The following is a 23,896-nucleotide window of genomic DNA, read 5'->3' on the forward strand; positions in this document are numbered from 1 at the left end:
TTTATTTCTGCAAATCCTTTTTTAAAATAATATCAAAAAACAAGGAACTTTTATTAGATCACTTAAAAAGTTCACTTTATTTGTTGTATAACTTTTCTATATTTGCACCACATTAAAAAGGAATCACTATGTTTCACAGAAATATTAAATTAGCATTAGCAGCTTTGCTACTCATTACAGGAATTTGGCAATTTACGGATAATAATATCGGAAATGGTATCTTTTTATTACTTCTTACTATCATTCCTGTCTTTTTATATTTTCGTAACGAGTACATTTTACTTGCATTCTTAAAATTAAGAAATCAGGATTTTGCTGGAGCTAAAAACTGGTTAGACAAAATTAAGAATCCTGAGACGGCTTTAATTCAAAAACAACAGGGATACTATAATTATCTAAACGGACTCATGGTTTCTCAAACGAACTTAAATCAAGCAGAAAAGTTTTTCAAGAAAGCTATCTCATTAGGATTATCTATGGATCAAGATTTAGCACTAGCTAAATTAAATCTAGCAGGAATAGCATTGTCTAAGAGAAGAAAAATAGAAGCTACTACCCTTTTAAATGAAGCAAAAAAGTTAGACAAGCACAATATGCTGAAAGAACAGATAGGCATGATGAAAGAACAATTAAAAAGAATTTAACTACAAAATATGTTAAAATTTAAAAACCGCACCTAACCCGTGCGGTTTTTTACTATATTTAGGGTAGATAATCGACAAAAGATACTGTTAGTCGGATTTTTTATTCCATTAAGAGTGAGAACTTTATCTTCGCAGCAAATAATAAACATGAAAAAGTTATATTTTTTAATAGTTGCGTTATTTTCAATTTTTAGTTTTTGCCAAGATCAGGTAATAACTACAAGTTTTCCTGACGCATTAAGAGCTCATTTAGGAAAGTATAATCAAAAGGTAAATTATGCTTACGAGAAAAATGACTTTCAGACTTCTAAAATGTTATTTGATTCATTAGTTAACTTTCATCTTAAAGGAACTCGTTTTGAAGATTACACTTTTAAAACGTTTGACCGAAAAAAACTTCAATTAAGCAGTATTCAAAAACCTATCTTTATTCTTACTTATGCCTCTTGGTGTGTCCCTAGCAAAGGGGAGTTTCAGGCATTAAATAAACTAGCAGAAAAGCACGCTAAGGACATTAAATTCATTTTATTATTTTGGGATAAACGAAAAAACATCAAAGAAATAGCTCGAAAGTTCAACAATAACATAGACGTTTGTTATGCTAATGAATCCTATGAAAATGATGCTCCTATAGTTGCTCATTTAAAACACACATTAGGCTTTCCTACCTCCTTCTTTTTAGACGAAAAGTTAAGAATTGTTGACATCAAACGGGGAGGTGCACATCCTCAACCTAATTCTAGCTTTTCAAATGCTTTAACAATGAACTACGACACATTTAATATAGGCCTAAAATCTATTATTTTAGAAAAAAAAATGAATACAAGTCAGATTTCTGACTCTAATTAGCTACTTTTCCAAAAACATCTTACTTCCTATAACAATCAATATAATGCTGAAAATTTTTTTCAGCATTTTTTGATCTAAATTAACAGCCAACTTACTCCCGACATAACTACCTACCACAAAAAATAAAGCTATTACTCCAGCATATTTCCAGTTAATATACCCTTCTTTATAATAATTAAACACAGCCAAAGCCGTAACTGGCACTACTAATACAGCCAAACTAGTACCTTGGGCTTGATGTTGTGAAAAACCTAACATAAAAACCATCATAGGCACCATTATAATTCCTCCTCCTACTCCTACTAAGCCACTCAACATTCCCGCTAACAACCCTGTGATTATTAAAACAATTATTGTTATTGTATTCATACGCTCAATTTTTATTTATTATCATCTAAATTCAACCTTTTTATTTAACGGGTAAATCTAAAATATATTTTTTCTTATTAGGGTTATCCAATTTTACATCTCGCAACCAGGGATTCATCAATTTTAATTCTTTATAGTTGACTCCTTGGCTTTTAGCAAATTTAGCCAAATCTGTAATTGTACTATCTACTTCTATTTTCTTTGTTTTTAACGTTTTGTACAACTCCGTTTCATTTAACTCAAATCCATATTGTTTTGGGTTTTTCATAATTTCTTTTAATGCTAAAATTCTAAATACGTATCGAAATGTTTCATCTGTAAGCAACAAATCGTAGTAGTTAGTAACAAATTGCTGATTAATAGCTTTTTGCAAACCATTCATTCCTCCATTATAAGAGGCAGCCGCTAAAGTCCAAGAACCAAATTTTTCTTTTGCTTTTAGTAAATATCCACAAGCTGCTTGTGTTGCTTTTTCTAAATGGTAGCGTTCATCAACTCCTTCTGTAACTTCCATTCCATTTTCTTTAGCTGTTTGAGGCATAAATTGCCAAAACCCTTTTGCTCCTGAAGGCGATGTAGCATTGGTCAGAGAACTTTCTATAACAGCTAAATATTTAAAATCATCAGGCACGTTGTTTTTAGCTAAAATAGGTTCAATGATAGGAAAAAAGCGATACGCTCTTTTGATAATCAGTATAGTAGAACCATGCATATACTCGTTGATAACTAGTTCCCGATCTAATCTTTCACGCACGTCAGGTATATCAAGAGGCACTTCTTCTCCGCAAAAATCAATCTTTATTGGGAAAAGATGATTATCTTTCCAACTTACTAGCATAAAAACAATACATAAAATAAAAAAAACAATATTTCTCAACTTCATTTTATTCCATTATTAATTTAGGTAAATTTTCATTTAACCATTTGTATTTATTTAAAACCATAATATGAGTTCCTCCTTTAACATTTATATATTTTTCTATATTTTTTACAGGAAAAACCTCATCTGCATCTCCCTGAATATGAATTACTTTAGGATCTGGCTCATTTCTTCCCCAACATACGACTTGTTCTATAGCCCAATCTAAGTACTCTTTTTCGGTACGTGTCATAAATTTTTTGTACAACTCTACTCTTTGTTTTACAATTCCTTTTCCAAAAACGTATTTAGCTAAGGTTTCTATATTTTTAGCTAACCCTGTGGGTAATATTTTATACAACTTAGTTCTTTTTGCAATTTTCATCCTTTTAGGTAATTCTTCATTACTCTTTACACTTGAAATAATGATGATCTTTTTAGGATTTATAAATTGTGCCATTTCTTGCACCAGAATACCTCCAAAGGAAACCCCTATTAAAACAATATTTTCGCCCGATACTTTTTCCGACATTCTTTGAGCATACTCTTTAAGAGTTTCGTTTTGTTGAGGCATTTCCCACTCTAAAAAACACATATCAAAAAGATCCTCTGGTAATTGAATCCGTTCAAATATTTTTGAACTGGCAGCCATTCCTGGCATAAAATATACTTGCAACTTAGACATTACTTTATTTTTATTATTTTTTGACTAAATTAATTATTTATTCTGGCAGTAAAACAGTAGCATAAAAAAAACTTTTTATTTAAAATTGCAAAAAAAATAAAATGAAAAATTTAGCTCTTAAGTGGAAAATAGCTTTTAAAATTTTCCCTATTATTTTGATTGTTGGAATTTTTAAATTACTGAGTCATTACTATAATTTTGAACTAATGGAACTCAATGCTCTTTTTACTAGTTTAGTTGCTGGTACTGTTTTTCTAATTGGATTTCTAATTAGTGGTGTGTTATCTGACTACAAAGAGAGCGAAAAATTGCCAACAGAATTGGTTTGTTCTATGCGCACTTTACAAGATGACACACTTACAATCAGTAAATCTAAAAATTCAGAAGCGGCTAAAAACTTTTTAGAATACCAAAAAGAACTGCCTAGGTTTATTAAAAAATGGCTTTACAAAACAGAAAGCACTTCTTCTCTTTTAGCCTATATTAGCTCTATTAATGATCATCTGGTTAATCTTGAAAAAGAAGAAATTCAGGCTAATTATATCATAAAAATGAAAAATGAACAAAATCAATTGCGCAAAACCATTATGAGAATGGATACAATACGTGACACTGATTTTGCTATTTCTGCTTATGCTATTGTTGAGGCTATGGCGTTTTTAACTTCAATTGGATTAATTATTATTAAAATAGAGCCTTTTTTAGCAGCCATGTTTCTTACTGTACTTATTACCTTCTTAATTTGGTATATGTTGTTTTTGATTAAAGATTTAGACAATCCTTTTGATTATGTTGAGAATGGCGAAACGGGAACTGAAATTTCACTTAAACCTTTACATGATTTCATTGCTGAATTTAAACATTCAGCATAAAAGGAAGTCGCCCAAAAAGATTTTAATCTGATCGTTTAATTTTGTTGAGTTCCTTCGCTCAAATCTACTTTTTATTGATTCGAATGAAGGAACCTGCAAAAAATTACAAAAAGCACTGACAATATGATTCTCCCTCCTTTTGAGGTAAAAAATAAATATTGAAATATAACTTTTTAGACATCTTATTTTATCAAGTATAAAAGACACTAGTCTTTCACAAATTCTATCCTTACACTTCCATCTTCGTCTATCTTAGACAGCTTAACTTCATGCAATGAATTAACTAGTTCTGGATTCCATGGTGTTTTTACTTTTACATAATTTTCTGTAAATCCATGAATATAGCCTTCTTTATTTTCTCCTTCAAAAAGAACTGTTCTATTGGTTCCAATTTGACTTTCATAAAAAACGCGGCGTTTTTTTACAGACAAACCACGTAACATTTTTGAGCGTTTGGCTCGCACATTTCCAGGAACTACGCCTTCCATTCCTGCAGCTTCTGTATTATCTCTTTCTGAATAGGTAAATACGTGAAGATATGAAATATCTAAATTATGTAAAAAATTATACGTTTCTAAGAATAGTTCGTCTGTTTCTCCTGGAAAACCAACAATAACATCTACACCAATACAGGCATGGGGCATTACTTCTCGTATTTTAGTGACACGATCTGAATATAACTCGCGTAAATAACGACGTTTCATGCGTTTTAATATTGTATTAGAACCTGACTGTAACGGAATATGGAAATGAGGAACAAAGGTTCTGCTTTGTGAAACGAAATCAATTGTTTCATTTTTCAATAAATTGGGTTCTATTGAGGATATACGCAACCTTTCGATACCCTCTAGTTCATCTAAGGCTTGAACTAATTCTAAAAAAGTGTGTTCGTGTTTTTTATTTCCAAACTCCCCTTTTCCATAATCTCCGATATTCACGCCTGTTAATACAATTTCTTTAATTCCTTTTTGAGAAATTTCTTGAGCATTTTGCATCACATTTTTCATGGTATCGCTACGAGAAATTCCTCTGGCTAAGGGAATCGTACAATAAGTGCATTTATAATCACACCCATCTTGCACTTTCAAAAAAGCACGGGTTCTATCGCCTATAGAATAACTTCCTACATAAAAATCTGCTTCCTCTATTTCACATGAATGTACTTCGCCTAAATCATTTTTAGAAAGATCATTCAAATAATCTGTTATCTTAAATTTTTCAGTCGCCCCTAAAACTAAATCAACACCATCTACAGCAGCCAATTCTTCGGGTTTTAACTGTGCGTAACAACCTACGGCAGCTACAAAAGCTTTTTCGTTAAGCTTCATTGCTTTTTTTACAATCTGCTTGAATTGTTTATCTGCATTATCTGTAACGGAGCAAGTATTAATTACATAGATATCAGCTATTTCTTCAAAATCTACGCGATCAAAACCTTCCTCGTGAAAATTTCGTGCAATGGTGGATGTCTCAGAGAAGTTTAATTTACATCCCAGCGTATAAAACGCTACTTTTTTTTTGTTTTCCATAATTTATTCTCAATCAATGAAATCGTTGTCAAAAATTGAGAAGGCAAATTTAACTAGATTTTTTGGTTAAAAAAATAGTAGTTTATTCACTCCCAACTAATTTATTACTATTCTTAATTAAAAGAAAAACACCGATCTTACATTCTGAAATACTAAAAAATCGCTTTAAACAGTAATTTTATATTTACTTCTTTTTTATAAAATCGGTATTTTTTTTATTTATGAAAGTTTTTTGGGGCTAACATATTTTCTGGATTTAAAATATCGTCTAGCTGCTCTTTCGAAAGGATATTATGTTCTAGGACCAAATTGTATACACTTTTGCCTGTTTCTAGTGCTTCTTTAGCTATTTTAGTACTGTTCTTGTAACCTATATAGGGATTTAAAGCGGTTACAATACCTATACTATGTAATACCATTTCACGGCAATGTTCTTCATTGGCGGTAATACCATTAATACATTTTTCTCTTAGGGTATCCATGGCTTGACTCATTAATTGCATGGATTCAAGAATAGCATAAATGAGTACTGGCTCCATTACGTTTAGTTGTAATTGTCCTGCTTCAGCTGCCATAGTAACGGTTAAATCATTTCCTATAACGCGAAAACAAACCTGATTCATTACTTCTGGAATAACAGGATTTACTTTCCCGGGCATGATAGAAGAACCTGGCTGCATGGGAGGCAAATTGATTTCGTTTAGTCCACAACGAGGTCCCGATGACAACAATCGTAGATCGTTACATATTTTTGACATTTTGATTGCCATACGTTTTAAAGCGGAAGAATAAATTACGTAGGATCCTGTATCTGGTGTTGCTTCAATTAAGTTTGGAGCTGATACTATAGCTAAACCTGTAATTGTCGCTAATTTTTCCGCACATAACTGAGCATATCCTATGGGTGCATTTAGCCCTGTACCAATGGCGGTTGCTCCCATATTAATTTCTAAAAAAAGATTTGAGTTTTGTGTTAGTCGATCTATTTCTTCTTCTAAAGTAGCTGCAAAAGCTTCAAATTCTTGCCCTAAAGTCATTGGAACTGCATCTTGTAACTGGGTGCGTCCCATTTTTAAAACATGTTTAAACTCTTCTCCTTTTTTTCTAAAAGATGTTATTAATTGTTTTAAATGCGAAATTAGATTCATATTAGAGCGTATAGCTCCAATTTTTATAGCGGTTGGATACGCATCATTTGTAGATTGCGATAAGTTTACATGGTCATTAGGTGAGCAAAATTGATACTGCCCTTTTTCATATCCCATGATTTCTAGAGCTCTATTGGCTAAAACTTCGTTAATATTCATGTTTGTTGAAGTTCCTGCTCCTCCTTGAATCATATCTACTGGAAATTCGCGATCAAACTTTCCTTCAATCACTTCTTTGGAGGCCTGTACAATAGCATTTTTTATTGGTTCTTCTAGTAACCCTAAGTCAAAATTTGTTTCGGCTGCAGCCCATTTTACATAGGCAAGTCCTTTTATAAATTCGGGAAATTGATACAATCGTACTCCTGAAATATTAAAATTTTCGATGGCGCGTTGTGTTTGCACTCCGTAATAGGCATTTACAGGAACTTGTAAATCGCCTAATAAATCATTTTCTATTCTATACATTTTTTGAAAGCTAAAAAACCACGAATTTACACTCGCGGTTTCTTATTTTAATTTATTTTTTGGTTATTCTTTTCTATATTTTTTAGTTTCTTCGAAAACGTGTTCTAAAATTTCAACATCTTGTTCTGAAAATTCAATATTACGTCTTGACATCACAATTTTAGCAGTTTGAAAGGCTTTTTCGGTAAGATAAGTGGTGAACCCAGAAGCGCCTCCCCAAGAAAAACTAGGTACAAAATTACGAGGAAATCCAGCACCAAAAATATTAGCAGAAACACCTACAACGGTACCTGTATTAAACATAGTATTAATTCCACATTTACTATGATCTCCCATCATTAAACCACAAAACTGAAGTCCTGTACGGGCGAAAGTTTCTGTTTCATAACTCCAGAGTTTTACTTCTTCATAATTATTTTTCAAATTAGAGTTATTACTATCTGCTCCTATATTACACCATTCTCCTAATACTGAATTTCCTAAGAAACCATCGTGTCCTTTATTAGAATAAGCAAATAGAACTGAATTATTAATTTCTCCTCCTACTCTACTGTGAGGACCAACCGTAGTAGCTCCATAAATTTTGGTTGCTAATTTTACTTGTGCTTCTTCACATAAGGCAAAAGGACCACGGATAACCGATCCTTCCATTATTTCTGAATTTTTACCGATATAAATTGGCCCTGTAGAAGCATTTAAGGTTACAAATTCTAGCTTGGCACCTTCTTCTATAAAAATATTTTCAGGAGCAATTACATTCACCGATTTAGGAATTGGTTGTGAGGTTCTTCCTTCTGTAATCAATTCAAAATCTTCACGAAGCGCTATATCGTTTTTAGCAAAAATATCCCATGTATGTTCGATTGTAATACAATCCACTGTGCATTCTATTATTTCAAATGCATCAAAATCTACTTCTTGATTTTCTTTACTATAAAAAGCGACTACTTCCTCTTTATAAAAAACCGCTTGATTTTCTTCTAAAGACTTGATCATTTCCACCAATACATCATTAGGTAAAAAAGAAGCGTTAATCATGATATTTTCTTCCATTTCTACCATAGGATATTTTTCTGACAAGTATTCCTCGGTAATAGTTGTGGTGGTATATCCTAAAAATTTTTCCCATTTTTCACGAATAGTTAAAATCCCTACTCGAATATCTGCTACGGGACGGGTAAAAGTAAATGGAAGCAAAGCATTGCGTACATTTCCATCAAAAAGTATGTAGTTCATATATTTTTATAATTTTATATAAAGATGTCTAAAAAACTGACAATATTGCCCTTTATATACCAAAAGAATAGATCATATACTATTAAGTATAAGAATCCTCCTACCGTCTGAATAACAAAGTAAATATTGTTTTTTGCTTTTAGAACACCTTCTTTTAATATTTCAAAAATAAGCAAATTCCATTTTTAAATTAGCAATTTTTCATAAATTTCAAAAAAATGTTAAAAATAAAAAAGCACCACTTTCGTGATGCTTCTATTAACTATATCAAACCCAATATTATTTATTGAATTTAGCGTATTTCGTTTTGAATTTATCAATACGTCCTGCTGTATCAACCAATTTAGATTTACCAGTGTAAAAAGGGTGAGAAGAACGAGAAATCTCCATTTTGAATACTGGATATTCTACACCTTCATGTGTAATTGTTTCTTTTGTTTCAACTGTAGATTTAGTAATAAATACATCATCGTTTGACATATCTTTGAAAGCTACTAATCTGTAATTTTCTGGGTGGATTCCTTTTTTCATAATAAATCTGTTTATGTTTTGCTGCATTCAATCTTGATGCTTTTATCACTAAAAGGTATTGATTTACAACAGCTTTTATTGTATAATACTTTTAATTCAGGCTGCAAATTTAATATATTTTTTTAATATACAAATTATTATGTAACATTTTTAGTTTTAAAACTACTTACTATCAAAATACTTATATTTGTTAAACTAAAATCAGAACATTAAATTATGAACGAGATTATCAAAAAAAACGGGGTTCAATATGGATTGGTCATAGGACTCATTTCAATATTGACTACGCTTTTCATCTACCTTATCAATATTGAATTATTTACTTCGGGATGGATTACTTTTATTAAGTATGGACTTTATCTTATTGTCATCCTTCTATTATTAAGAAAGACTCAAAAAGATTTTGAAACAGGGATTACTTTTAAAGAAACTTTTACGACTTATTTTATTGCTACTACCATTGGAATACTTATGGGATCTCTTTTTGAACTAATTTTATTTAATATTGTAGATCCTTCCTTAAAAGAAAGTGTAAAGGAAATTATAATTAAAGAAACCGGTACTATGCTTCAAAAATTTGGAACACCAAGATCGGTTATTAAAGAATCTATTAAACAACTTGAAACGCAAGATCAGTTCTCAATAGGAAACTTTTTTAAAGGAACTATTTTTACAATTTTAATAAGTGCAATTTTTGGCTTAATTTTGTCTGCATTTTTCAAAACAAAATCGTCAAATCAACTATAGAGTGGATATATCAATTATAATACCCTTATTAAACGAACAAGAATCATTACCGGAATTATCTTCATGGATTGAACGTGTTATGATTCAGAATCAGTATTCATACGAAGTCCTGTTTATTGACGACGGAAGTACCGATGATTCTTGGCAAGTGATACAACAATTAGCATCAAAAAACGAAAACTTAAAAGGAATTCGTTTTTTGCGCAATTATGGAAAAAGTCAGGCTTTACATGCTGGTTTTGCTAAGGCAGAAGGTCACGTAGTCATTACTATGGATGCTGATTTACAAGACAGTCCTGATGAAATTCCAGAACTCTATCAAATGATTATTAAAGAAAATTTTGATTTAGTTTCAGGCTGGAAGAAGAAACGTTATGATAATACTTTAACAAAAAATCTCCCTTCTAAACTTTTTAATGCAGCTGCTAGAAAAACTTCAGGCGTGCAACTCAACGACTTTAACTGTGGTTTAAAGGCGTATAAAAACACGGTAATAAAAAACATAGAGGTTTTTGGGGAAATGCACCGCTATATCCCTGTATTAGCTAAAAATGCAGGCTTTAAAAGAATTGGTGAAAAGGTAGTTCTACATCAAGCTCGAAAATACGGTGAATCTAAATTTGGTATTGATCGTTTTGTAAATGGCTTTTTAGACCTCATTACCATTTGGTTTTTAGGCAAATTTGGAAAAAGACCGATGCATTTATTTGGATTATTGGGTACTGTGATGTTTGTGATTGGTTTTTTATCTGCAGGTTATATAGGTGCTATTAAACTTTGGAAACTTTATACACATCAGGAAACAATTTTAATCACCAATAACCCATGGTTTTACATAGCTCTAACCACAATGATTATAGGTACTCAATTATTTTTAGCAGGCTTTTTAGGCGAAATAATTCTTCGAACCAAAAACAATGAAGAACGATATAAAATTCAAGAAACAATATAAAATTCAAGATTATAATACCCGTAATAAAAACAGACTCATTTTTTTTTAACTATTGAAATAAAAAATTAACTCAAACTGAGCCAACATTTTTTTTGATAGAACCAAGCTTCTCTCATCTGTTTAGGAGATAAAAAATAATTTAAGTCTACAATAACAAAAAAATTGACTAAAAATAACAGAATTATGCACATTGAACAGGCAATTTTAGAAAAAGCAAACATTTGGTTAACCCCCATTTTTGATAGCGAAACCCAAGAAATCATTAAGGAGATGATGACCTCATCACCTAAAGAATTAGAAGATAGTTTTTATAAAAATTTAGAATTTGGCACGGGTGGTATGCGCGGCATCATGGGAGTGGGAACCAATCGAATTAACAAATATACTCTGGGTAAAAATACGCAAGGTTTGTCTAATTATTTAAAAAAATGTTTTCCAAACGAAGAAATAAAAGTAGCAATTGCTTATGACTGTCGCACTAATAGTAACACATTAGCGAAAGTTGTTGCCGATGTTTTTTCAGCTAATGGAATTAAGGTGTTTTTATTTTCTGAATTAAGACCCACACCTGAATTATCATTTACGGTTAGACATTTGGCTTGCCATGTGGGCATTGTACTAACCGCATCACACAATCCTCCCGAATACAACGGTTATAAAGTGTATTGGCAAGACGGAGGTCAGATTGTACCCCCACAAGACAAAGAGATTATTCAAGCTATTGAGGCTCTAGAGTATGCTGATATCAACTTTAAATCAAACGAAACCCTTATTGAATATATAGATAAGGAAATAGATGATGCTTTTCTAAAAAGCACACTTGAAAATGCCTGTTTTAACACAACAACGGAAGCTAAAAAAGATTTAAAAATTGTTTATACTTCATTACACGGTACCTCTATAAAGGCAATCCCTAACGTTTTAAACGCTGCTGGATATACTGATCTAAATATCGTAGAAGAACAAGCTGTCCCAGATGGTAATTTTCCTACTGTAAAATCACCGAATCCAGAAGAACCAGAAGCTTTGACTCTGGCCGTAGAATTAGCTAATAAAATAAATGCCGATATTGTTATTGGAACCGATCCTGACTCTGACCGTCTAGGAGTTGCCGTGCGAAACAATCAAAACGAAATGATTCTTTTAAACGGAAATCAGACTATGGTACTCATGACTGCATTCTTGTTAGAACAGTGGAAGAAAGCTAATAAACTAACAGGTACGGAATTTATTGGATCTACTATTGTTTCTACTCCTATGATGCTTGATTTAGCAGAGGCTTATGGAGTAGAATGTAAAGTAGGACTAACAGGATTTAAATGGATTGCTAAATTTATTAAAGATTTTCCGAACCAAAAATTCATTGGTGGTGGTGAAGAAAGTTTTGGTTTTATGGTGGGCGATGCTGTACGTGATAAAGATGCAGTAGGTGCAATTCTATTAATTTGTGAGATTGCTGCACAGGCAAAAGAAGCGGGTAAAACATTGTATCAAAGATTAGAAGAACTGTATGTAGACTTTGGCTTTTATAAAGAACACCTTATTTCTATTACAAAAAAAGGAATAGATGGAGCCGCTGAAATAGAAGCCATGATGAAAAATCTTCGTGAAAACCCAATGAACGAAATCAATAATGAACGGGTAGTTTGTGTAGAAGATTACCTAACTTCTAAAGGTAAGGATTTTATGAATGGTGAAGAATTTGATATTCATGTTCCTAAATCAAATGTTTTAATTTATTACTTAGAAGATGGTAGTAAAATATGCGCACGTCCGAGTGGAACAGAACCCAAAATTAAATTTTATTTCAGTGTAAACTGTACTATTGATTCAACAGCTGATGTTCCAGAAGCAGAAAAACAGTTGAACACTAAAATAAAAAATATCATTAACGATATGCAATTGAACTAATGGATCATAATTTAAAAAAAATAATTCCATACGCATTAAGCTATAAAAAGAACATTCTTTGGAATGTTCTTTTCAACATCTTGTATGCCCTATTCAGTACGCTCTTGATGGTATCTATTATGCCTACACTTGAGGTTCTTTTTAAACAAAACGCAAGAATTAGCAAAAAACCCATTTATACAGGTATATCTAACTTAAAAGAATTTTTATCTGATTCTTTTAATTATAAACTGACTGAAATTTCAGATGAATACGGCAAGCAAAACGCATTATTAGTAGTTATAAGTATTGTAATCATTACAGCTTTATTAAAAAACTTATTTAACTATTTAGGCTCAAGACAAGTTACGGTATTACGAAATGGTGTACTTAGAGATCTCCGAATTAAACTTTATCACAAGATCATTAACTTACCTGTATCTTATTATTCAGATACTCGAAAAGGAGACGTAATGGCTCGTATGTTAGGCGATGTGGGTGAGGTTCAAAATTCGTTTTTTCAAATTTTAGAACTTATTGTTCGCGAACCAATGACAATACTTTTTTCAATTATTGCCATGTTATTCATTAGTATAAAACTAACTTTATTTGTTTTTATATTTATTCCTATTTCAGGTTTTATCATTTCAAGAATTGGCAAAACATTAAAAGCTAAATCGCAAAGAGCCCAACAAGAGCAAGGCATTTTCATTTCTATTTTAGATGAAACTTTATCAGGATTAAAGGTTGTGAAAGGATTTAATGCTGAAGCTATTTTTATCCAAAAATTTAATGACTCTGTCAATCGTGTATTAAAATTATCTAATAGCATAGCGAATAAGAACAACCTCTCCTCTCCTATGAGTGAGTTTTTTGGCATTGTAACCATTGCTACTCTTTTATGGTATGGAGGTCATTTAGTTTTAATTGAAAAAAGTCTTGCAGGAACAGCTTTCATTGGTTATATAGCATTGGCTTACACTATTTTACAACCTGCCAAATCTATTTCAAAAGCTTCGTATCAAGTAAAAAGTGGTTTAGCTGCTGCTGAAAGAGTTTTTAGTTTACTAGAACAAGAAAGCCACATAGTAGATCAACCTAATGCTCTAGATCAAAAAGAATTTAAAAATTCGATAAAAATTGAAAATATCAATTTTAGTTATAAGGATGAAAAGGTTTTAAAGAATTTTACAATTGAAGTTCCTAAAGGTAAAACCATTGCTCTAGTAGGGCAATCAGGATCGGGAAAAAGTACAATTGCCAATTTGCTTACTCGTTTTTACGATGTAAATGAAGGAACAATAAGTATAGACGGAACCGACATTAAGGATATTTCAATGCAATCTTTAAGATCCTTAATGGGAATTGTTACACAAGACTCGATTTTATTTAATGATTCCATAAAAAACAATTTATTAATAGGCAAACCTACTGCTACTGATGAAGAAATCATTAATGCCTTAAAAATTGCGAATGCTTATGAATTTGTCAAAGACTTACCTAACGGAATTGAGACCAATATTGGCGATGCTGGTGGAAAATTATCTGGTGGCCAAAAACAACGCTTATCAATTGCAAGAGCAGTCTTAAAAAACCCTCCTATTATGATTCTTGATGAAGCTACTTCTGCGCTTGATACTGAAAGCGAAAAACTGGTACAAGTAGCTCTTGAAAATATGATGCAAAACAGAACTTCTATTGTAATTGCACACCGCCTTTCAACCATCCAAAAAGCAGACAATATTATTGTAATGCAAAAAGGAGAAATCGTTGAACAAGGTACGCACAGTGAATTACTTGCAAAAGAGGGTATGTACGCAAAGCTCGTAATGATGCAAAGTTTGGAGTAAAATAATAAGGCTGTCCAAGAAGTAATAAATCAACATTATGTTATTTCTCCCTTTGGTCGAAATGTCAAGATTGCGGACTTTTTGGACAGTCTCATTTATTAAGAAAATCTTATCATATTTTAAACTCTTGGGCTACCCAATCTTTTTTAACATCAACATAAAAATAATGCAAGCCATCCATTTTGTCAAAAGCACCATTTTTATTACGATCTTCTATTGTTCTAAAAAAGATTTTGTTTACTGCTTCTACATAATTCCAATCGATCAATTCCTGCATATCAATTGAAACCTTAGTAAATTGATTCCCTAAATCAGTGCTCAAATACAAAGATTTCACATCATAAGAATCTACTTTACCATCTTGATTCGTATCACTATCGGCCATGACATATACTAAAATCTTTCTGGACTTAAGATAAGTCATTCGTTCAATTAAAACAGATTTATCCGTTAATATATGTAAAGAATCTTTTCCTATTTCCTGAAACTTAACGTTTTGCAAATATCCTGTAAGTTCTTCGTCTAAAACATTTGACACATTAAACCCATTCATATCCATCTTGTCCCCATCATAATTTCCTTTTTTCAGATCACTTACCCTGAGTTCCCCCATTGGATAAATCAAAACATTGGAACTAGAAAACTGTATGGGTAAATCTGCAACTAATAAACGAGTTGTATCTTTCTTTATTTCAACCTGTTTTACAGGTCTATCATATTTTACTTTTGGTTTTTGTTCTTCTTTACAACTTCCTAATGAAATAATTAAAGGCAGAAAATATAAAATATTCTTTTTCATCGCAGTTCTATTTGATCCAAATATACCTATTTTTTAGTTTATATCTTAACATTTAATTTTATACTAAATACACGAGTTGTTAAGTAATTAGGTACTCCATATTGGTTTTTAGTATAGACATCTCTCACCCATGTATTTGTAATTGAGTTCTGATTATCAAACATATTAAAAATTTCCATTCCAAGAGCCAGTTCTTTAAAGTGTCTTAACCAATTATCTTTTTCTTTGGCTCTAGCTCTATCTGTAAAGACGTATGAAAAACCAATATCTGCTCTACGATAATCTCTTAATCTTGATTGATATTCATAGGGATTTGCATAAGAAGGTGATCCTCCTGGCAGACCTGTATTATACACTAAATTAAGATACATTTTTAGAGCGGGTATGTTAGGAACATAATCCTGAAACAAAGCTCCGAACTTTAATCTTTGATCGGTAGGTCGAGGTATGTATCCTTTTCCTTCAATTGACTCTTGTGTATCCATATATCCAAAACTTAACCATGATTCAGTCCCTGGAATAAATTCACCATTCATTCTAACATCTATTCCTTTAGCATAAGCTTCGGCATTATTAATAGCTTTATAACGAATCCTTACATTATCTATCGTATAAGGATTTACATTGTTCATATCTTTATAGTACAATTCAGTAACCAACTTAAATGGGCGCTTCCACATTTTAAAACTAAAATCGTGTCCTAAAACTATATGAGTAGATTCTTGCGCCTTGATATTAGGTTTAACTTCCCCTAAGGAATCTCTTAACTCCCTATAAAAAGGCGGTTGATGATACCAACCTCCTGAAATTCTAAAAAGCATATCTGTTCGCCAGTTCGGTTTTATAGCAAATTGTACTCTTGGACTAAACGTAATTTGGCTATTGCCTTTTTTAAGTATATCTATAACTTTCCAGCTTTGAGTTCTTACTCCTGCGTTTATAAACAATTCATATTCTCTCCACTTTAAACGTTTATTCCACTGAAAATACGCAGAAAAACGATTAATATTAGTATAATTAACAGCCCTAATACTAGTATAAGGTACTAAAGGTCCTATATAGGGAGTATAGGGTTGAACCTTTTTAGGGAAAATTTTAGGAGGGTTTAATAAGAAACCCGCAGAATCAATTACTTCCCATTCTCTGATTCTATCTCGTATACTTTCATGCGTGTATTTAAATCCCCAGTCTATTTGATTCTCTTTTATCTTATGATTCCCTTTTAGTTCAGTATTTACAATTAAAGCATCTAAATCATTACGAGCATGTGTAAACTGAGAACCTATTCCTCTAGCATATTCGACATTACCAAAACTAGAATCCCCTAAATTAGAGTTTATCTCCCCTAGTTTATATTCTGCCATTATATCATAATACTCTTGTTCAATCGTATGATAAATTGAATTAATCCACTTTAAATTAGAATTATCATTTATCTTGTAATGTGCTTTTATAGCTCCAAAAGTAGTTGTGTAAGCGTCTTTTTCAACGCCCTCATACTGTACTAATAAAGCCAGAGGTTCTTGTAGTGATCCAAAATTAGTTTGCCTAGAAAAAGGTCTGTAATCATACTTATTTTGTGATACATTTCCTAAAAAACCCAATTGCCATTTAAGATTAGGAGTAAATGTTATATATGTTTGTAAATCTGCAAATCGCGGTTTGAAATTTGTTTGAGTTTCTTGACTCTTTACTAATAAACTATTATCTCGATAACGAATTCCTGTAACAGCATTCCATTTTTGATCTTTCGATACATTATCCATAGAAACACTTCCTCCTAAAAACGAGGCTTCAAGAGAGGCACCAAATTTAGTTGGTTTTCTATACGTTATATCTAGTACAGACGACAATTTATCCCCATATTTAGCCTGAAATCCTCCTGATGAAAAATCAACGTGTTGAATCAGATCTGTATTGGTAAAGCTTAAACCTTCTTGTTGACCCGATCGAATTAAAAAAGGCCGATATACTTCTATTTCATTTACGTATACTAAATTTTCATCATAATTGCCTCCTCTTACAGCATATTGTGTACTTAATTCATTGTTAGAGTTAACTCCTGGTAACGATTTTAAAATATTTTCCACCCCTGAATTAGCTCCTGGTATTAATCGAATGGCTTTAGGTGATAATGTCGTAATTCCTTCGACTCTTTTTTTGTTACTATTAGATATAACAATTTCCCCAAGTTGTTCCATCGTACTTTTTAGCACAACATTAAATTCATAATCTTCATTAGGATTTAGTTCTAACGAAATAACAGCCGTTTTTAAAGATAAATGCGTAAACTTTAGGTTGGATTTTACTTTTGAAGGGATGGCTAGTTGATAAAACCCATTTTCATTCGTTTTGCTATTTTTTTGTTGAAATGATACATTAACTCCTTCTACAGGATTATTATCTTCATCTAACACTATTCCTTTGACTCTAGCCATTTGTCCTAACAAGCTAAATGAAAATAGAAGTAATAAAAAAGAAAATTTAGTTTTCAAAATTTATGCTTTTGTTTTATAGAAATTGGATTCAAATGTAGTTGTATTTCCTAAATTATCCATTACTTCTAGCTTAAAATCATTTTTACCATCTATAAATTTAGAATCAGAAAAATAATGGATCAATCTATTTAACTTAGGTTCGTACTCCATTAGTATCCATTGATTATTTAGATACGCATTATATGATTTAATTCCCGATAAGTTATCGGAAATAAAAATTTTCAACGAATCTTTTGAGGTTAAATCTTCTCCTATTTTAAAATTAGGGGCATAAATTTTAGGTGCTACGGTGTCTTTAGCAATGAAAAATTTTCCTAATTTTTTTACTTTAATTATAAACTGATCTTCTTTTTTCACAGTGGTATTATACTCTATTCTACCGCCATCTAAATTGGCAATAAACATTTTTTCACGTGCTTCTTTAGGTAAATGAGCCACATCAAACGTAATAGTCATAGACTTACTAATGGCCACGGACTCGTCATGTAAATATAATTCTTGGTTCTTTACATCAAATCTGATGTAAAAATCTTCGTAAAAAGTTTGTTCTGGAATAAACACCGAGATTCCCTCTTTTGAGTACAATTGTTCTATTTGTGATTTTAAAAAATACGGTGTTTTAAGATTATTATTTATCACTGAGCTATTTTCATTAGAAAACTCAATTGGAATGATTATCGTGTTCTTATTGCCGTGGAAATCATAAATTTCTATTTTGTAGTTTAAATTATAATTAGGTTCTACAGCTAATAGTCCGTTATTCTTTTTATATTTTATAATACTTTCTGGAAATATGTAACCTATAAAGAGTTTCTGAAAACGTTGATGCGTTTTTTTATATCTTGAGTAATCTATAAAACAGTTTATATGTTTTGATTCATCAAAAGAAAAACTATCAAATTGATATCCAAAATAAGGTGTTCCATTTAAAAATGTATCCAATTTATAAATTCCATTTTTACCAAAATTATAATCAGATACATCATGAGTATTTATTGCAAATCCTATTGTATCTTTAGCTTTTACAGGGGCGGCAAGATAGGTTCCATCTACTTGTAATGTTAGAGGAATCATTATAGATTGTGAAGAACTGTTGACTACAGCGTTTTTAGATAAAGCATACGCATATAATCCGTCTATAGAAGGGGCTTTTGTATCTTTTATAAAAGCATCATAGCCAAACAAAAAGGGGTTCATAGCTAACTCGGTTTTTGTGTCTCTTATTTCAAAATGCAAATGCGGCCCACTAGACCCACCGGTATTCCCCGTATAGCCTATCAAATCTCCCTTTTTTACAGACAAAAGATCCGCTTTTGGACGTAATTCTAAAACAAAAGTTTTATCAGCATACTGTTTTTCTCGAACATACCTATCAATTGTTTCTGAAAAACGTTGCAAGTGAGCATAGACCGTAGTATAACCATTAGGATGATCAATATACAAACACTTACCATATCCATAAGTAGAAACGTTTAACCGAGAAACAAAGCCATCTGCTGTTGCATATACAGGAAACCCTTCTTTTTGTCGTGTTCTAAAATCTATTCCCGAATGAAAATGATTAGGTCTAAGCTCTCCAAAAGAACCCGCAATATTTAAACCAATATCTAAAGGAGAACCAAAATAATCTCTAGGATATCTATCCTGACAAATCCCTATAAAAGGAACTATCAAAAAAATAAACCAAAACTTTTTAATCATATCACAAAAATTACATCTGTAAACTTAAAGGCTTTTTATCTTTGTGCTAAGATAACGATTCCTTTTTACAATATTTCACGCCTCTTTTTTTATTTTTAAAAGTTTCATTTTAAAACGATTAACAATAAAAAATTGACAATTATCATTTTTTTTCTTCAATCTTATTGTTAAAATACATTTTAAAATTTAAATTTGTAGAGTGATGTGATGTATTTTTATTACGATGGGCAGACTAGAAGGAATAATTAATTCGCTTGAAGTTAAGATTCAGGAACTTTTCCAGAAAATGGAAAACCTAAAACTTGATAATCAAGAACTAAGATTAAAACTTAGGTATTCAGAATCTATTATTCTAAAGCAAAGTCAGGACTTGAAAAAGATGAAGGCTGAACTTGACGCAGTAAAAATGACAAACGCACTTTTAGGTAGTGACGAATTCAAAAGAGATACGAAACTCAAAATAAATTCATTAATCAAAGAAATTGATTATTGTATAGCACAACTTTCGGATTAGAAAGCATAATGAGTGAAAAACTAAAAATAGACATATCAATAGCAGAAAGGCTTTATCCTTTAACGATAGATCCTACTCAAAAAGAAAGCTTATTAAAGGCTTCTCAAAGAATTGACTATATGCTAAGGCAGTTTGAACAAAATTATGCAGTAAAAGACAAGCAAGATTTACTTGCAATGTGTGCCTTACAATTTGCCACTCAAGTAGAACAAAAAAATGAGGAAATAAATGACTCAAATGAACAAGTGACAGAAAAATTAAAAAGATTAAACAATTTATTAGATCAATATCTCTAAACAAAAATACGTTCTTAAAAAATTAGATTTAAAAACACTACCTACATTAGTACCCATTTGATAAACTCAACACTAACGTTTAAAAAGGGCAAATCATCAATACTATAGCAGGCCTTTTAGTAGGAAGCTTGAACATTGAGTTAACCCAAAACTTGCATATTTAGAGTTTATGCAATTTTTCTAATGTAGGTTTTTTTATACATAACACTTAACATAAACTATGGACATTTTAATAGTAATTATTATTGGAATCCTTGGAGTTGCAACAGGTTTTAGTATTGCGAAATACTTAGAAAAAACCAATGTATCTACCTTGATTAAAAATGCAAAAAAAGAAGCTACTTCTATCTTGAAAGACGCTAACACGGAGGCTGAAAACATCAAAAAAGATAAGATATTACAAGCCAAGGAAAAATTCATCGAGTTAAAGGCCGAACACGAACAGGTTATTTTAACTCGTGACCGAAAAGTTGCTGAAGTAGAAAAAAGAACCCGCGACAAAGAATCTCAAGTTTCTAATGAACTTGCAAAAACAAAAAAATTAAATGAAGAAATTGAACACAAAATAAAAGAATACGATTCAAAAGCTGAAAACTTAGAAAAGAAAACTTCTGAAATCGAAAAAATGCACCGAGCGCAAGTAGAACAGCTAGAAACCATTTCGGGGCTATCTGCGGAAGAAGCTAAAAACCAATTAATGGAAAGCTTAAAAGCAGAAGCTAAAACAAATGCTATGGCTCATATTCAAGAGACTATAGAAGAAGCTAAAATGACCGCTCAACAAGAAGCGAAAAAGATCATCATTAATACCATTCAACGCGTAGGAACAGAAGAAGCCGTTGAAAACTGCGTATCTGTATTCAATATTGAATCAGACGACGTAAAAGGGAGAATTATTGGTCGCGAAGGTCGTAACATACGCGCTATAGAAGCCGCTACAGGAGTTGAAATAATCGTTGATGACACCCCCGAAGCCATCATCTTATCATGCTTTGACCCTGTAAGAAGGGAAATTGCTCGTTTATCTCTCCATAAATTGGTTACAGACGGACGTATACACCCAGCTAGAATAGAAGAAGTAGTTGCTAAAACTACCAAACAAATAGAAGAAGAAATTATTGAAGTAGGAAAACGCACCGTAATCGAACTAGGTGTTCACGGCTTACACCCTGAACTAATTAAAATAGTCGGACGTATGAAATACCGTTCTTCATACGGTCAAAACCTATTACAACACTCAAGAGAAGTTGCTAAACTTTGTGGTATTATGGCCGCTGAATTGGGATTAAATGTAAAATTGGCCAAAAGAGCTGGTCTTTTACACGATATAGGAAAAGTTCCTGAAACAGAAAGCGACTTACCACATGCTTTATTAGGTATGCAATGGGCTGAAAAATATGGTGAAAAAGAAGATGTATGCAATGCCATTGGAGCTCACCATGACGAAATAGAAATGAAATCATTAATTGCTCCTATTATTCAGGTGTGCGACGCTATTTCTGGAGCCAGACCTGGAGCCAGACGCCAAGTTTTAGACTCTTACATACAACGCCTTAAAGACTTAGAAGACATTGCTTACGGTTTTGGCGGAGTAAAAAGCGCATACGCAATTCAAGCAGGAAGAGAATTACGAGTAATTGTTGAAAGCGAAAAAGTAACTGATGAAATGGCAGCCAAACTATCATTTGAGATCTCACATAAAATTCAAACTGAAATGACATATCCTGGTCAAGTCAAAATCACAGTAATTCGCGAAACCAGAGCTGTTAATATAGCTAAGTAAAAAATCATCTATAAAAAAAATCACGCTTTTAGCGTGATTTTTTTTATAGATGATTTTTTACCAATTATACCATAATCCTTTTTCTTCGAAAAAACTCAAAATCTAAACAAAATTACCTCTTAAAATAAACTTTAAAAACAGAACCTACACCCAATTTACTAATTACACTAATTTTCCCCCCCATAGCCTCTACTTGATTTTTAGCTATATACAAACCAATTCCTGTAGATTCTCGCTTCTTATGAAACGTCTTATAAGGTCCAAAAACAGCCTCTTGATATTTTTCTAGATCAATTCCTATCCCATTATCTTCAACACATAAAACATCATATTCTGCATTATCATCTAATTCTGATTTTAAATAATACGAAATAAAATTATCTTTTTTAGCAGGATCTGAATATTTAACTGCATTAGTCGTCAAATTAAGAATTACACTTTCAAGATAAGCAGGAATAAAAGAAACTTCAATTTTTTCATCAACTTCCAGATTCACAACAATATCCTTAGCTTGAATCATTTCTTTTAAAACAGATAAAGTTTTTTCTATATAATTCTTTAGGTTGTTTTTTTGTTTTTCATTAATAACTTCTGCCTGAACCCCCACTAAGTCTACTAAATTATCTATAGTTTCTTTTAATTCGTTATACACGATTTGCAAGCTTTCAATAACCTCTTCTGTAGAAACATATCCATTTTTATAAAAGGATAGTAACATATAAAAGTTTTCGGTATGACTCTTTAAATTATGCGAAACAATATGCGCAAAATTCATTAATTTCCCTTTTTGATTATTTACGACATCAAAAGTTTCTCGAAGCTTTTGTTCTTTTTCTTTTTGAGCGGTAACATCTGTATGCGTTCCAATAATCCTCAAAGGCTTCCCAGAATCGTCTCGTTCTATAACCTTTCCTCTATCCAAAATCCATTTATAAACTCCATTACACAAAACACGATGATAGGTTTCATAATGAGGTATTTTACCTTCGAAATGATCTTTTATATTATTAAAATAAATTTCTTTATCGTCTGGATGAACTAACTTATCCCACTTTTCAGGATTTGAAATCACCCCCAAATCTCCTTCATGTATCTCTAGAATCTTAAGCGATTGAGCCGAATAATAAACTTCATTCGTAACCAAATTCCAATCCCACACTCCTATTTCTGAGGCTTGATTAGCAAATTGACTTCTTAATTCAATAATTTTATTCTCTTCTTCTATCTTTTTTTGCCCCGTAATATCCGTCATTACTCCAAAAAAAGAAACTTTATCTTTTTCTTTTTCAACAGTAACAGCCATTTTATACCACTTAAGGCCTTTAGATAATACAACCCTAAAGTCTAGCTCTAAATTCTCTAAGTTTTTTCTACTTTTTTCTATAGAATTTAAAACCTTAGATTTATCTATCGGCAATACTACTTTCCTAAAAATAAGCAAAGGCTCACTCTTAAACATTTCGATATCTGATTCAAAAAAATCATAATAAGGTCCTTGCAAATAATCTACTGTTAAACAACCATCCAGATTTATAGAAAACTGAAAAAACAGCAACGATTGATTGGAAATTATTTTGTTTAAAAAAAAATGATCTGACAGCCCTAATTGCATTTTGGATTCTACTTTTAAAAATAATATTAAACAAAAACATCGACAAATATACTTTTATTCCGTG

General features: G+C 31.6%; 21 protein-coding genes. 10 read left to right on the top strand and 11 right to left on the bottom strand.

Going from position 1 to position 23,896, the window contains the following annotated elements:
* Positions 1-128: 128 nt before the first annotated feature.
* Both HUE53_RS01945 and HUE53_RS01950 read left to right on the top strand, forming a co-directional pair.
* Positions 129-644: a hypothetical protein gene (locus HUE53_RS01945; protein WP_014165144.1), complete on the top strand. Its 516-nt coding sequence runs from the start codon at positions 129-131 to the stop codon at positions 642-644.
* Between the two features lie 147 nt (positions 645-791).
* Positions 792-1,493 carry a TlpA family protein disulfide reductase gene (locus tag HUE53_RS01950; protein WP_014165145.1) on the top strand — a complete coding sequence of 234 codons (702 nt, stop codon included), beginning with the start codon at positions 792-794 and terminating at the stop codon, positions 1,491-1,493.
* Here the strand turns inward: HUE53_RS01950 and HUE53_RS01955 are convergent, their stop codons facing one another.
* From HUE53_RS01955 to HUE53_RS01965, 3 genes are read right to left on the bottom strand one after another with little or no spacing between them, the layout of a single operon-like run.
* Positions 1,494-1,862 carry a sulfite exporter TauE/SafE family protein gene (locus HUE53_RS01955; RefSeq protein ID WP_014165146.1) on the bottom strand — a complete coding sequence of 123 codons (369 nt, stop codon included), beginning with the start codon at positions 1,860-1,862 and terminating at the stop codon, positions 1,494-1,496.
* Positions 1,863-1,902: 40 nt separating this feature from the next.
* Positions 1,903-2,700: a lytic transglycosylase domain-containing protein gene (locus tag HUE53_RS01960; RefSeq protein ID WP_225556197.1), complete on the bottom strand. Its 798-nt coding sequence runs from the start codon at positions 2,698-2,700 to the stop codon at positions 1,903-1,905.
* Between the two features lie 46 nt (positions 2,701-2,746).
* Complete coding sequence (locus tag HUE53_RS01965) at positions 2,747-3,406, bottom strand: alpha/beta hydrolase (RefSeq protein WP_041253194.1); 660 nt, start codon at positions 3,404-3,406, stop codon at positions 2,747-2,749.
* Positions 3,407-3,507: 101 nt separating this feature from the next.
* On the opposite strand from HUE53_RS01965, the gene HUE53_RS01970 reads away from it, so the two are divergent.
* Positions 3,508-4,278, top strand: a complete 771-nt coding sequence (locus tag HUE53_RS01970) for a bestrophin-like domain (RefSeq protein ID WP_192188666.1) — start codon at positions 3,508-3,510, stop codon at positions 4,276-4,278.
* A 206-nt stretch (positions 4,279-4,484) separates the two neighbouring features.
* On the opposite strand, the gene mtaB is transcribed toward HUE53_RS01970, so the two are convergent.
* The 4 genes from mtaB to HUE53_RS01990 all read right to left on the bottom strand — a co-directional run bounded on the left by mtaB (position 4,485) and on the right by HUE53_RS01990 (position 9,190).
* Complete coding sequence (gene mtaB, locus HUE53_RS01975) at positions 4,485-5,807, bottom strand: tRNA (N(6)-L-threonylcarbamoyladenosine(37)-C(2))-methylthiotransferase MtaB (protein WP_192188667.1); 1,323 nt, start codon at positions 5,805-5,807, stop codon at positions 4,485-4,487.
* A gap of 215 nt (positions 5,808-6,022) precedes the next feature.
* Positions 6,023-7,423, bottom strand: coding sequence for an aspartate ammonia-lyase (aspA, locus tag HUE53_RS01980; protein WP_014165097.1), 1,401 nt, complete (start codon positions 7,421-7,423; stop codon positions 6,023-6,025).
* 63 nt (positions 7,424-7,486) lie between these two features.
* A complete protein-coding gene (locus HUE53_RS01985; RefSeq protein ID WP_014165096.1) occupies positions 7,487-8,659 on the bottom strand; it encodes a GlmU family protein in 1,173 nt (390 codons plus the stop codon).
* A 279-nt stretch (positions 8,660-8,938) separates the two neighbouring features.
* On the bottom strand, positions 8,939-9,190 hold the full coding sequence (locus HUE53_RS01990; RefSeq protein ID WP_014165095.1) for a type B 50S ribosomal protein L31: 252 nt from the start codon (positions 9,188-9,190) through the stop codon (positions 8,939-8,941).
* A 216-nt stretch (positions 9,191-9,406) separates the two neighbouring features.
* On the opposite strand from HUE53_RS01990, the gene HUE53_RS01995 reads away from it, so the two are divergent.
* The 4 genes from HUE53_RS01995 to HUE53_RS02010 all read left to right on the top strand — a co-directional run bounded on the left by HUE53_RS01995 (position 9,407) and on the right by HUE53_RS02010 (position 14,629).
* Positions 9,407-9,937 carry a DUF4199 domain-containing protein gene (locus HUE53_RS01995; protein ID WP_014165094.1) on the top strand — a complete coding sequence of 177 codons (531 nt, stop codon included), beginning with the start codon at positions 9,407-9,409 and terminating at the stop codon, positions 9,935-9,937.
* Position 9,938: 1 nt separating this feature from the next.
* Positions 9,939-10,889, top strand: coding sequence for a glycosyltransferase family 2 protein (locus tag HUE53_RS02000; RefSeq protein WP_014165093.1), 951 nt, complete (start codon positions 9,939-9,941; stop codon positions 10,887-10,889).
* 183 nt (positions 10,890-11,072) lie between these two features.
* Positions 11,073-12,800 (top strand): phospho-sugar mutase, encoded by a 1,728-nt coding sequence (locus HUE53_RS02005; RefSeq protein WP_077225929.1) that lies wholly within the window; start codon positions 11,073-11,075, stop codon positions 12,798-12,800.
* Positions 12,800-14,629, top strand: a complete 1,830-nt coding sequence (locus tag HUE53_RS02010; protein ID WP_014165091.1) for an ABC transporter ATP-binding protein — start codon at positions 12,800-12,802, stop codon at positions 14,627-14,629. Before HUE53_RS02005 ends, HUE53_RS02010 begins: the two co-directional genes overlap by 1 nt.
* A gap of 112 nt (positions 14,630-14,741) precedes the next feature.
* Here the strand turns inward: HUE53_RS02010 and HUE53_RS02015 are convergent, their stop codons facing one another.
* The 3 genes from HUE53_RS02015 to HUE53_RS02025 are packed head-to-tail and all read right to left on the bottom strand — an operon-like array spanning position 14,742 to position 19,627.
* A complete protein-coding gene (locus tag HUE53_RS02015) occupies positions 14,742-15,428 on the bottom strand; it encodes a hypothetical protein (protein ID WP_065213166.1) in 687 nt (228 codons plus the stop codon).
* Positions 15,429-15,466: 38 nt separating this feature from the next.
* Positions 15,467-17,866, bottom strand: coding sequence for a carboxypeptidase-like regulatory domain-containing protein (locus HUE53_RS02020; RefSeq protein ID WP_192188832.1), 2,400 nt, complete (start codon positions 17,864-17,866; stop codon positions 15,467-15,469).
* 60 nt (positions 17,867-17,926) lie between these two features.
* On the bottom strand, positions 17,927-19,627 hold the full coding sequence (locus HUE53_RS02025; protein ID WP_077225927.1) for a M23 family metallopeptidase: 1,701 nt from the start codon (positions 19,625-19,627) through the stop codon (positions 17,927-17,929).
* Between the two features lie 379 nt (positions 19,628-20,006).
* Between HUE53_RS02025 and HUE53_RS14395 the strand changes: the two genes are divergently transcribed.
* The 3 genes from HUE53_RS14395 to rny all read left to right on the top strand — a co-directional run bounded on the left by HUE53_RS14395 (position 20,007) and on the right by rny (position 22,220).
* Entirely contained in the window at positions 20,007-20,141 is a 135-nt protein-coding gene (locus HUE53_RS14395) for a hypothetical protein (protein ID WP_257790839.1), read from the top strand.
* An 8-nt stretch (positions 20,142-20,149) separates the two neighbouring features.
* Complete coding sequence (locus tag HUE53_RS02035; protein ID WP_014165088.1) at positions 20,150-20,437, top strand: cell division protein ZapA; 288 nt, start codon at positions 20,150-20,152, stop codon at positions 20,435-20,437.
* Between the two features lie 220 nt (positions 20,438-20,657).
* A complete protein-coding gene (gene rny / locus HUE53_RS02040; protein ID WP_014165087.1) occupies positions 20,658-22,220 on the top strand; it encodes a ribonuclease Y in 1,563 nt (520 codons plus the stop codon).
* A gap of 112 nt (positions 22,221-22,332) precedes the next feature.
* Here rny and HUE53_RS02045 read toward each other — a convergent pair whose 3' ends face one another.
* Positions 22,333-23,832, bottom strand: coding sequence for a sensor histidine kinase (locus HUE53_RS02045; protein ID WP_014165086.1), 1,500 nt, complete (start codon positions 23,830-23,832; stop codon positions 22,333-22,335).
* Positions 23,833-23,896 lie beyond the last annotated feature (64 nt).

Source organism: Flavobacterium columnare, from assembly GCF_014844295.1.
GTDB lineage: Bacteria > Bacteroidota > Bacteroidia > Flavobacteriales > Flavobacteriaceae > Flavobacterium > Flavobacterium columnare.

Bases quoted from the DNA above. Each gene is read 5' to 3' on its own strand.
- HUE53_RS01995 (WP_014165094.1), top strand. From the start codon at position 9,407: ATGAACGAGATTATCAAAAAAAACGGGGTTCAATATGGATTGGTCATA.
- aspA (WP_014165097.1), bottom strand. From the start codon at position 7,423: ATGTATAGAATAGAAAATGATTTATTAGGCGATTTACAAGTTCCTGTA.
- HUE53_RS14395 (WP_257790839.1), top strand. From the start codon at position 20,007: ATGAAGGCTGAACTTGACGCAGTAAAAATGACAAACGCACTTTTAGGT.
- HUE53_RS02020 (WP_192188832.1), bottom strand. From the start codon at position 17,866: ATGGCTAGAGTCAAAGGAATAGTGTTAGATGAAGATAATAATCCTGTA.
- HUE53_RS01990 (WP_014165095.1), bottom strand. From the start codon at position 9,190: ATGAAAAAAGGAATCCACCCAGAAAATTACAGATTAGTAGCTTTCAAA.
- HUE53_RS01955 (WP_014165146.1), bottom strand. From the start codon at position 1,862: ATGAATACAATAACAATAATTGTTTTAATAATCACAGGGTTGTTAGCG.
- HUE53_RS01985 (WP_014165096.1), bottom strand. From the start codon at position 8,659: ATGAACTACATACTTTTTGATGGAAATGTACGCAATGCTTTGCTTCCA.
- HUE53_RS02045 (WP_014165086.1), bottom strand. From the start codon at position 23,832: ATGCAATTAGGGCTGTCAGATCATTTTTTTTTAAACAAAATAATTTCC.
- HUE53_RS02015 (WP_065213166.1), bottom strand. From the start codon at position 15,428: ATGAAAAAGAATATTTTATATTTTCTGCCTTTAATTATTTCATTAGGA.
- HUE53_RS02035 (WP_014165088.1), top strand. From the start codon at position 20,150: ATGAGTGAAAAACTAAAAATAGACATATCAATAGCAGAAAGGCTTTAT.
- mtaB (WP_192188667.1), bottom strand. From the start codon at position 5,807: ATGGAAAACAAAAAAAAAGTAGCGTTTTATACGCTGGGATGTAAATTA.
- HUE53_RS01960 (WP_225556197.1), bottom strand. From the start codon at position 2,700: ATGCTAGTAAGTTGGAAAGATAATCATCTTTTCCCAATAAAGATTGAT.
- HUE53_RS02005 (WP_077225929.1), top strand. From the start codon at position 11,073: ATGCACATTGAACAGGCAATTTTAGAAAAAGCAAACATTTGGTTAACC.
- HUE53_RS01950 (WP_014165145.1), top strand. From the start codon at position 792: ATGAAAAAGTTATATTTTTTAATAGTTGCGTTATTTTCAATTTTTAGT.
- HUE53_RS02025 (WP_077225927.1), bottom strand. From the start codon at position 19,627: ATGATTAAAAAGTTTTGGTTTATTTTTTTGATAGTTCCTTTTATAGGG.
- rny (WP_014165087.1), top strand. From the start codon at position 20,658: ATGGACATTTTAATAGTAATTATTATTGGAATCCTTGGAGTTGCAACA.
- HUE53_RS01965 (WP_041253194.1), bottom strand. From the start codon at position 3,406: ATGTCTAAGTTGCAAGTATATTTTATGCCAGGAATGGCTGCCAGTTCA.
- HUE53_RS02010 (WP_014165091.1), top strand. From the start codon at position 12,800: ATGGATCATAATTTAAAAAAAATAATTCCATACGCATTAAGCTATAAA.
- HUE53_RS01945 (WP_014165144.1), top strand. From the start codon at position 129: ATGTTTCACAGAAATATTAAATTAGCATTAGCAGCTTTGCTACTCATT.
- HUE53_RS01970 (WP_192188666.1), top strand. From the start codon at position 3,508: ATGAAAAATTTAGCTCTTAAGTGGAAAATAGCTTTTAAAATTTTCCCT.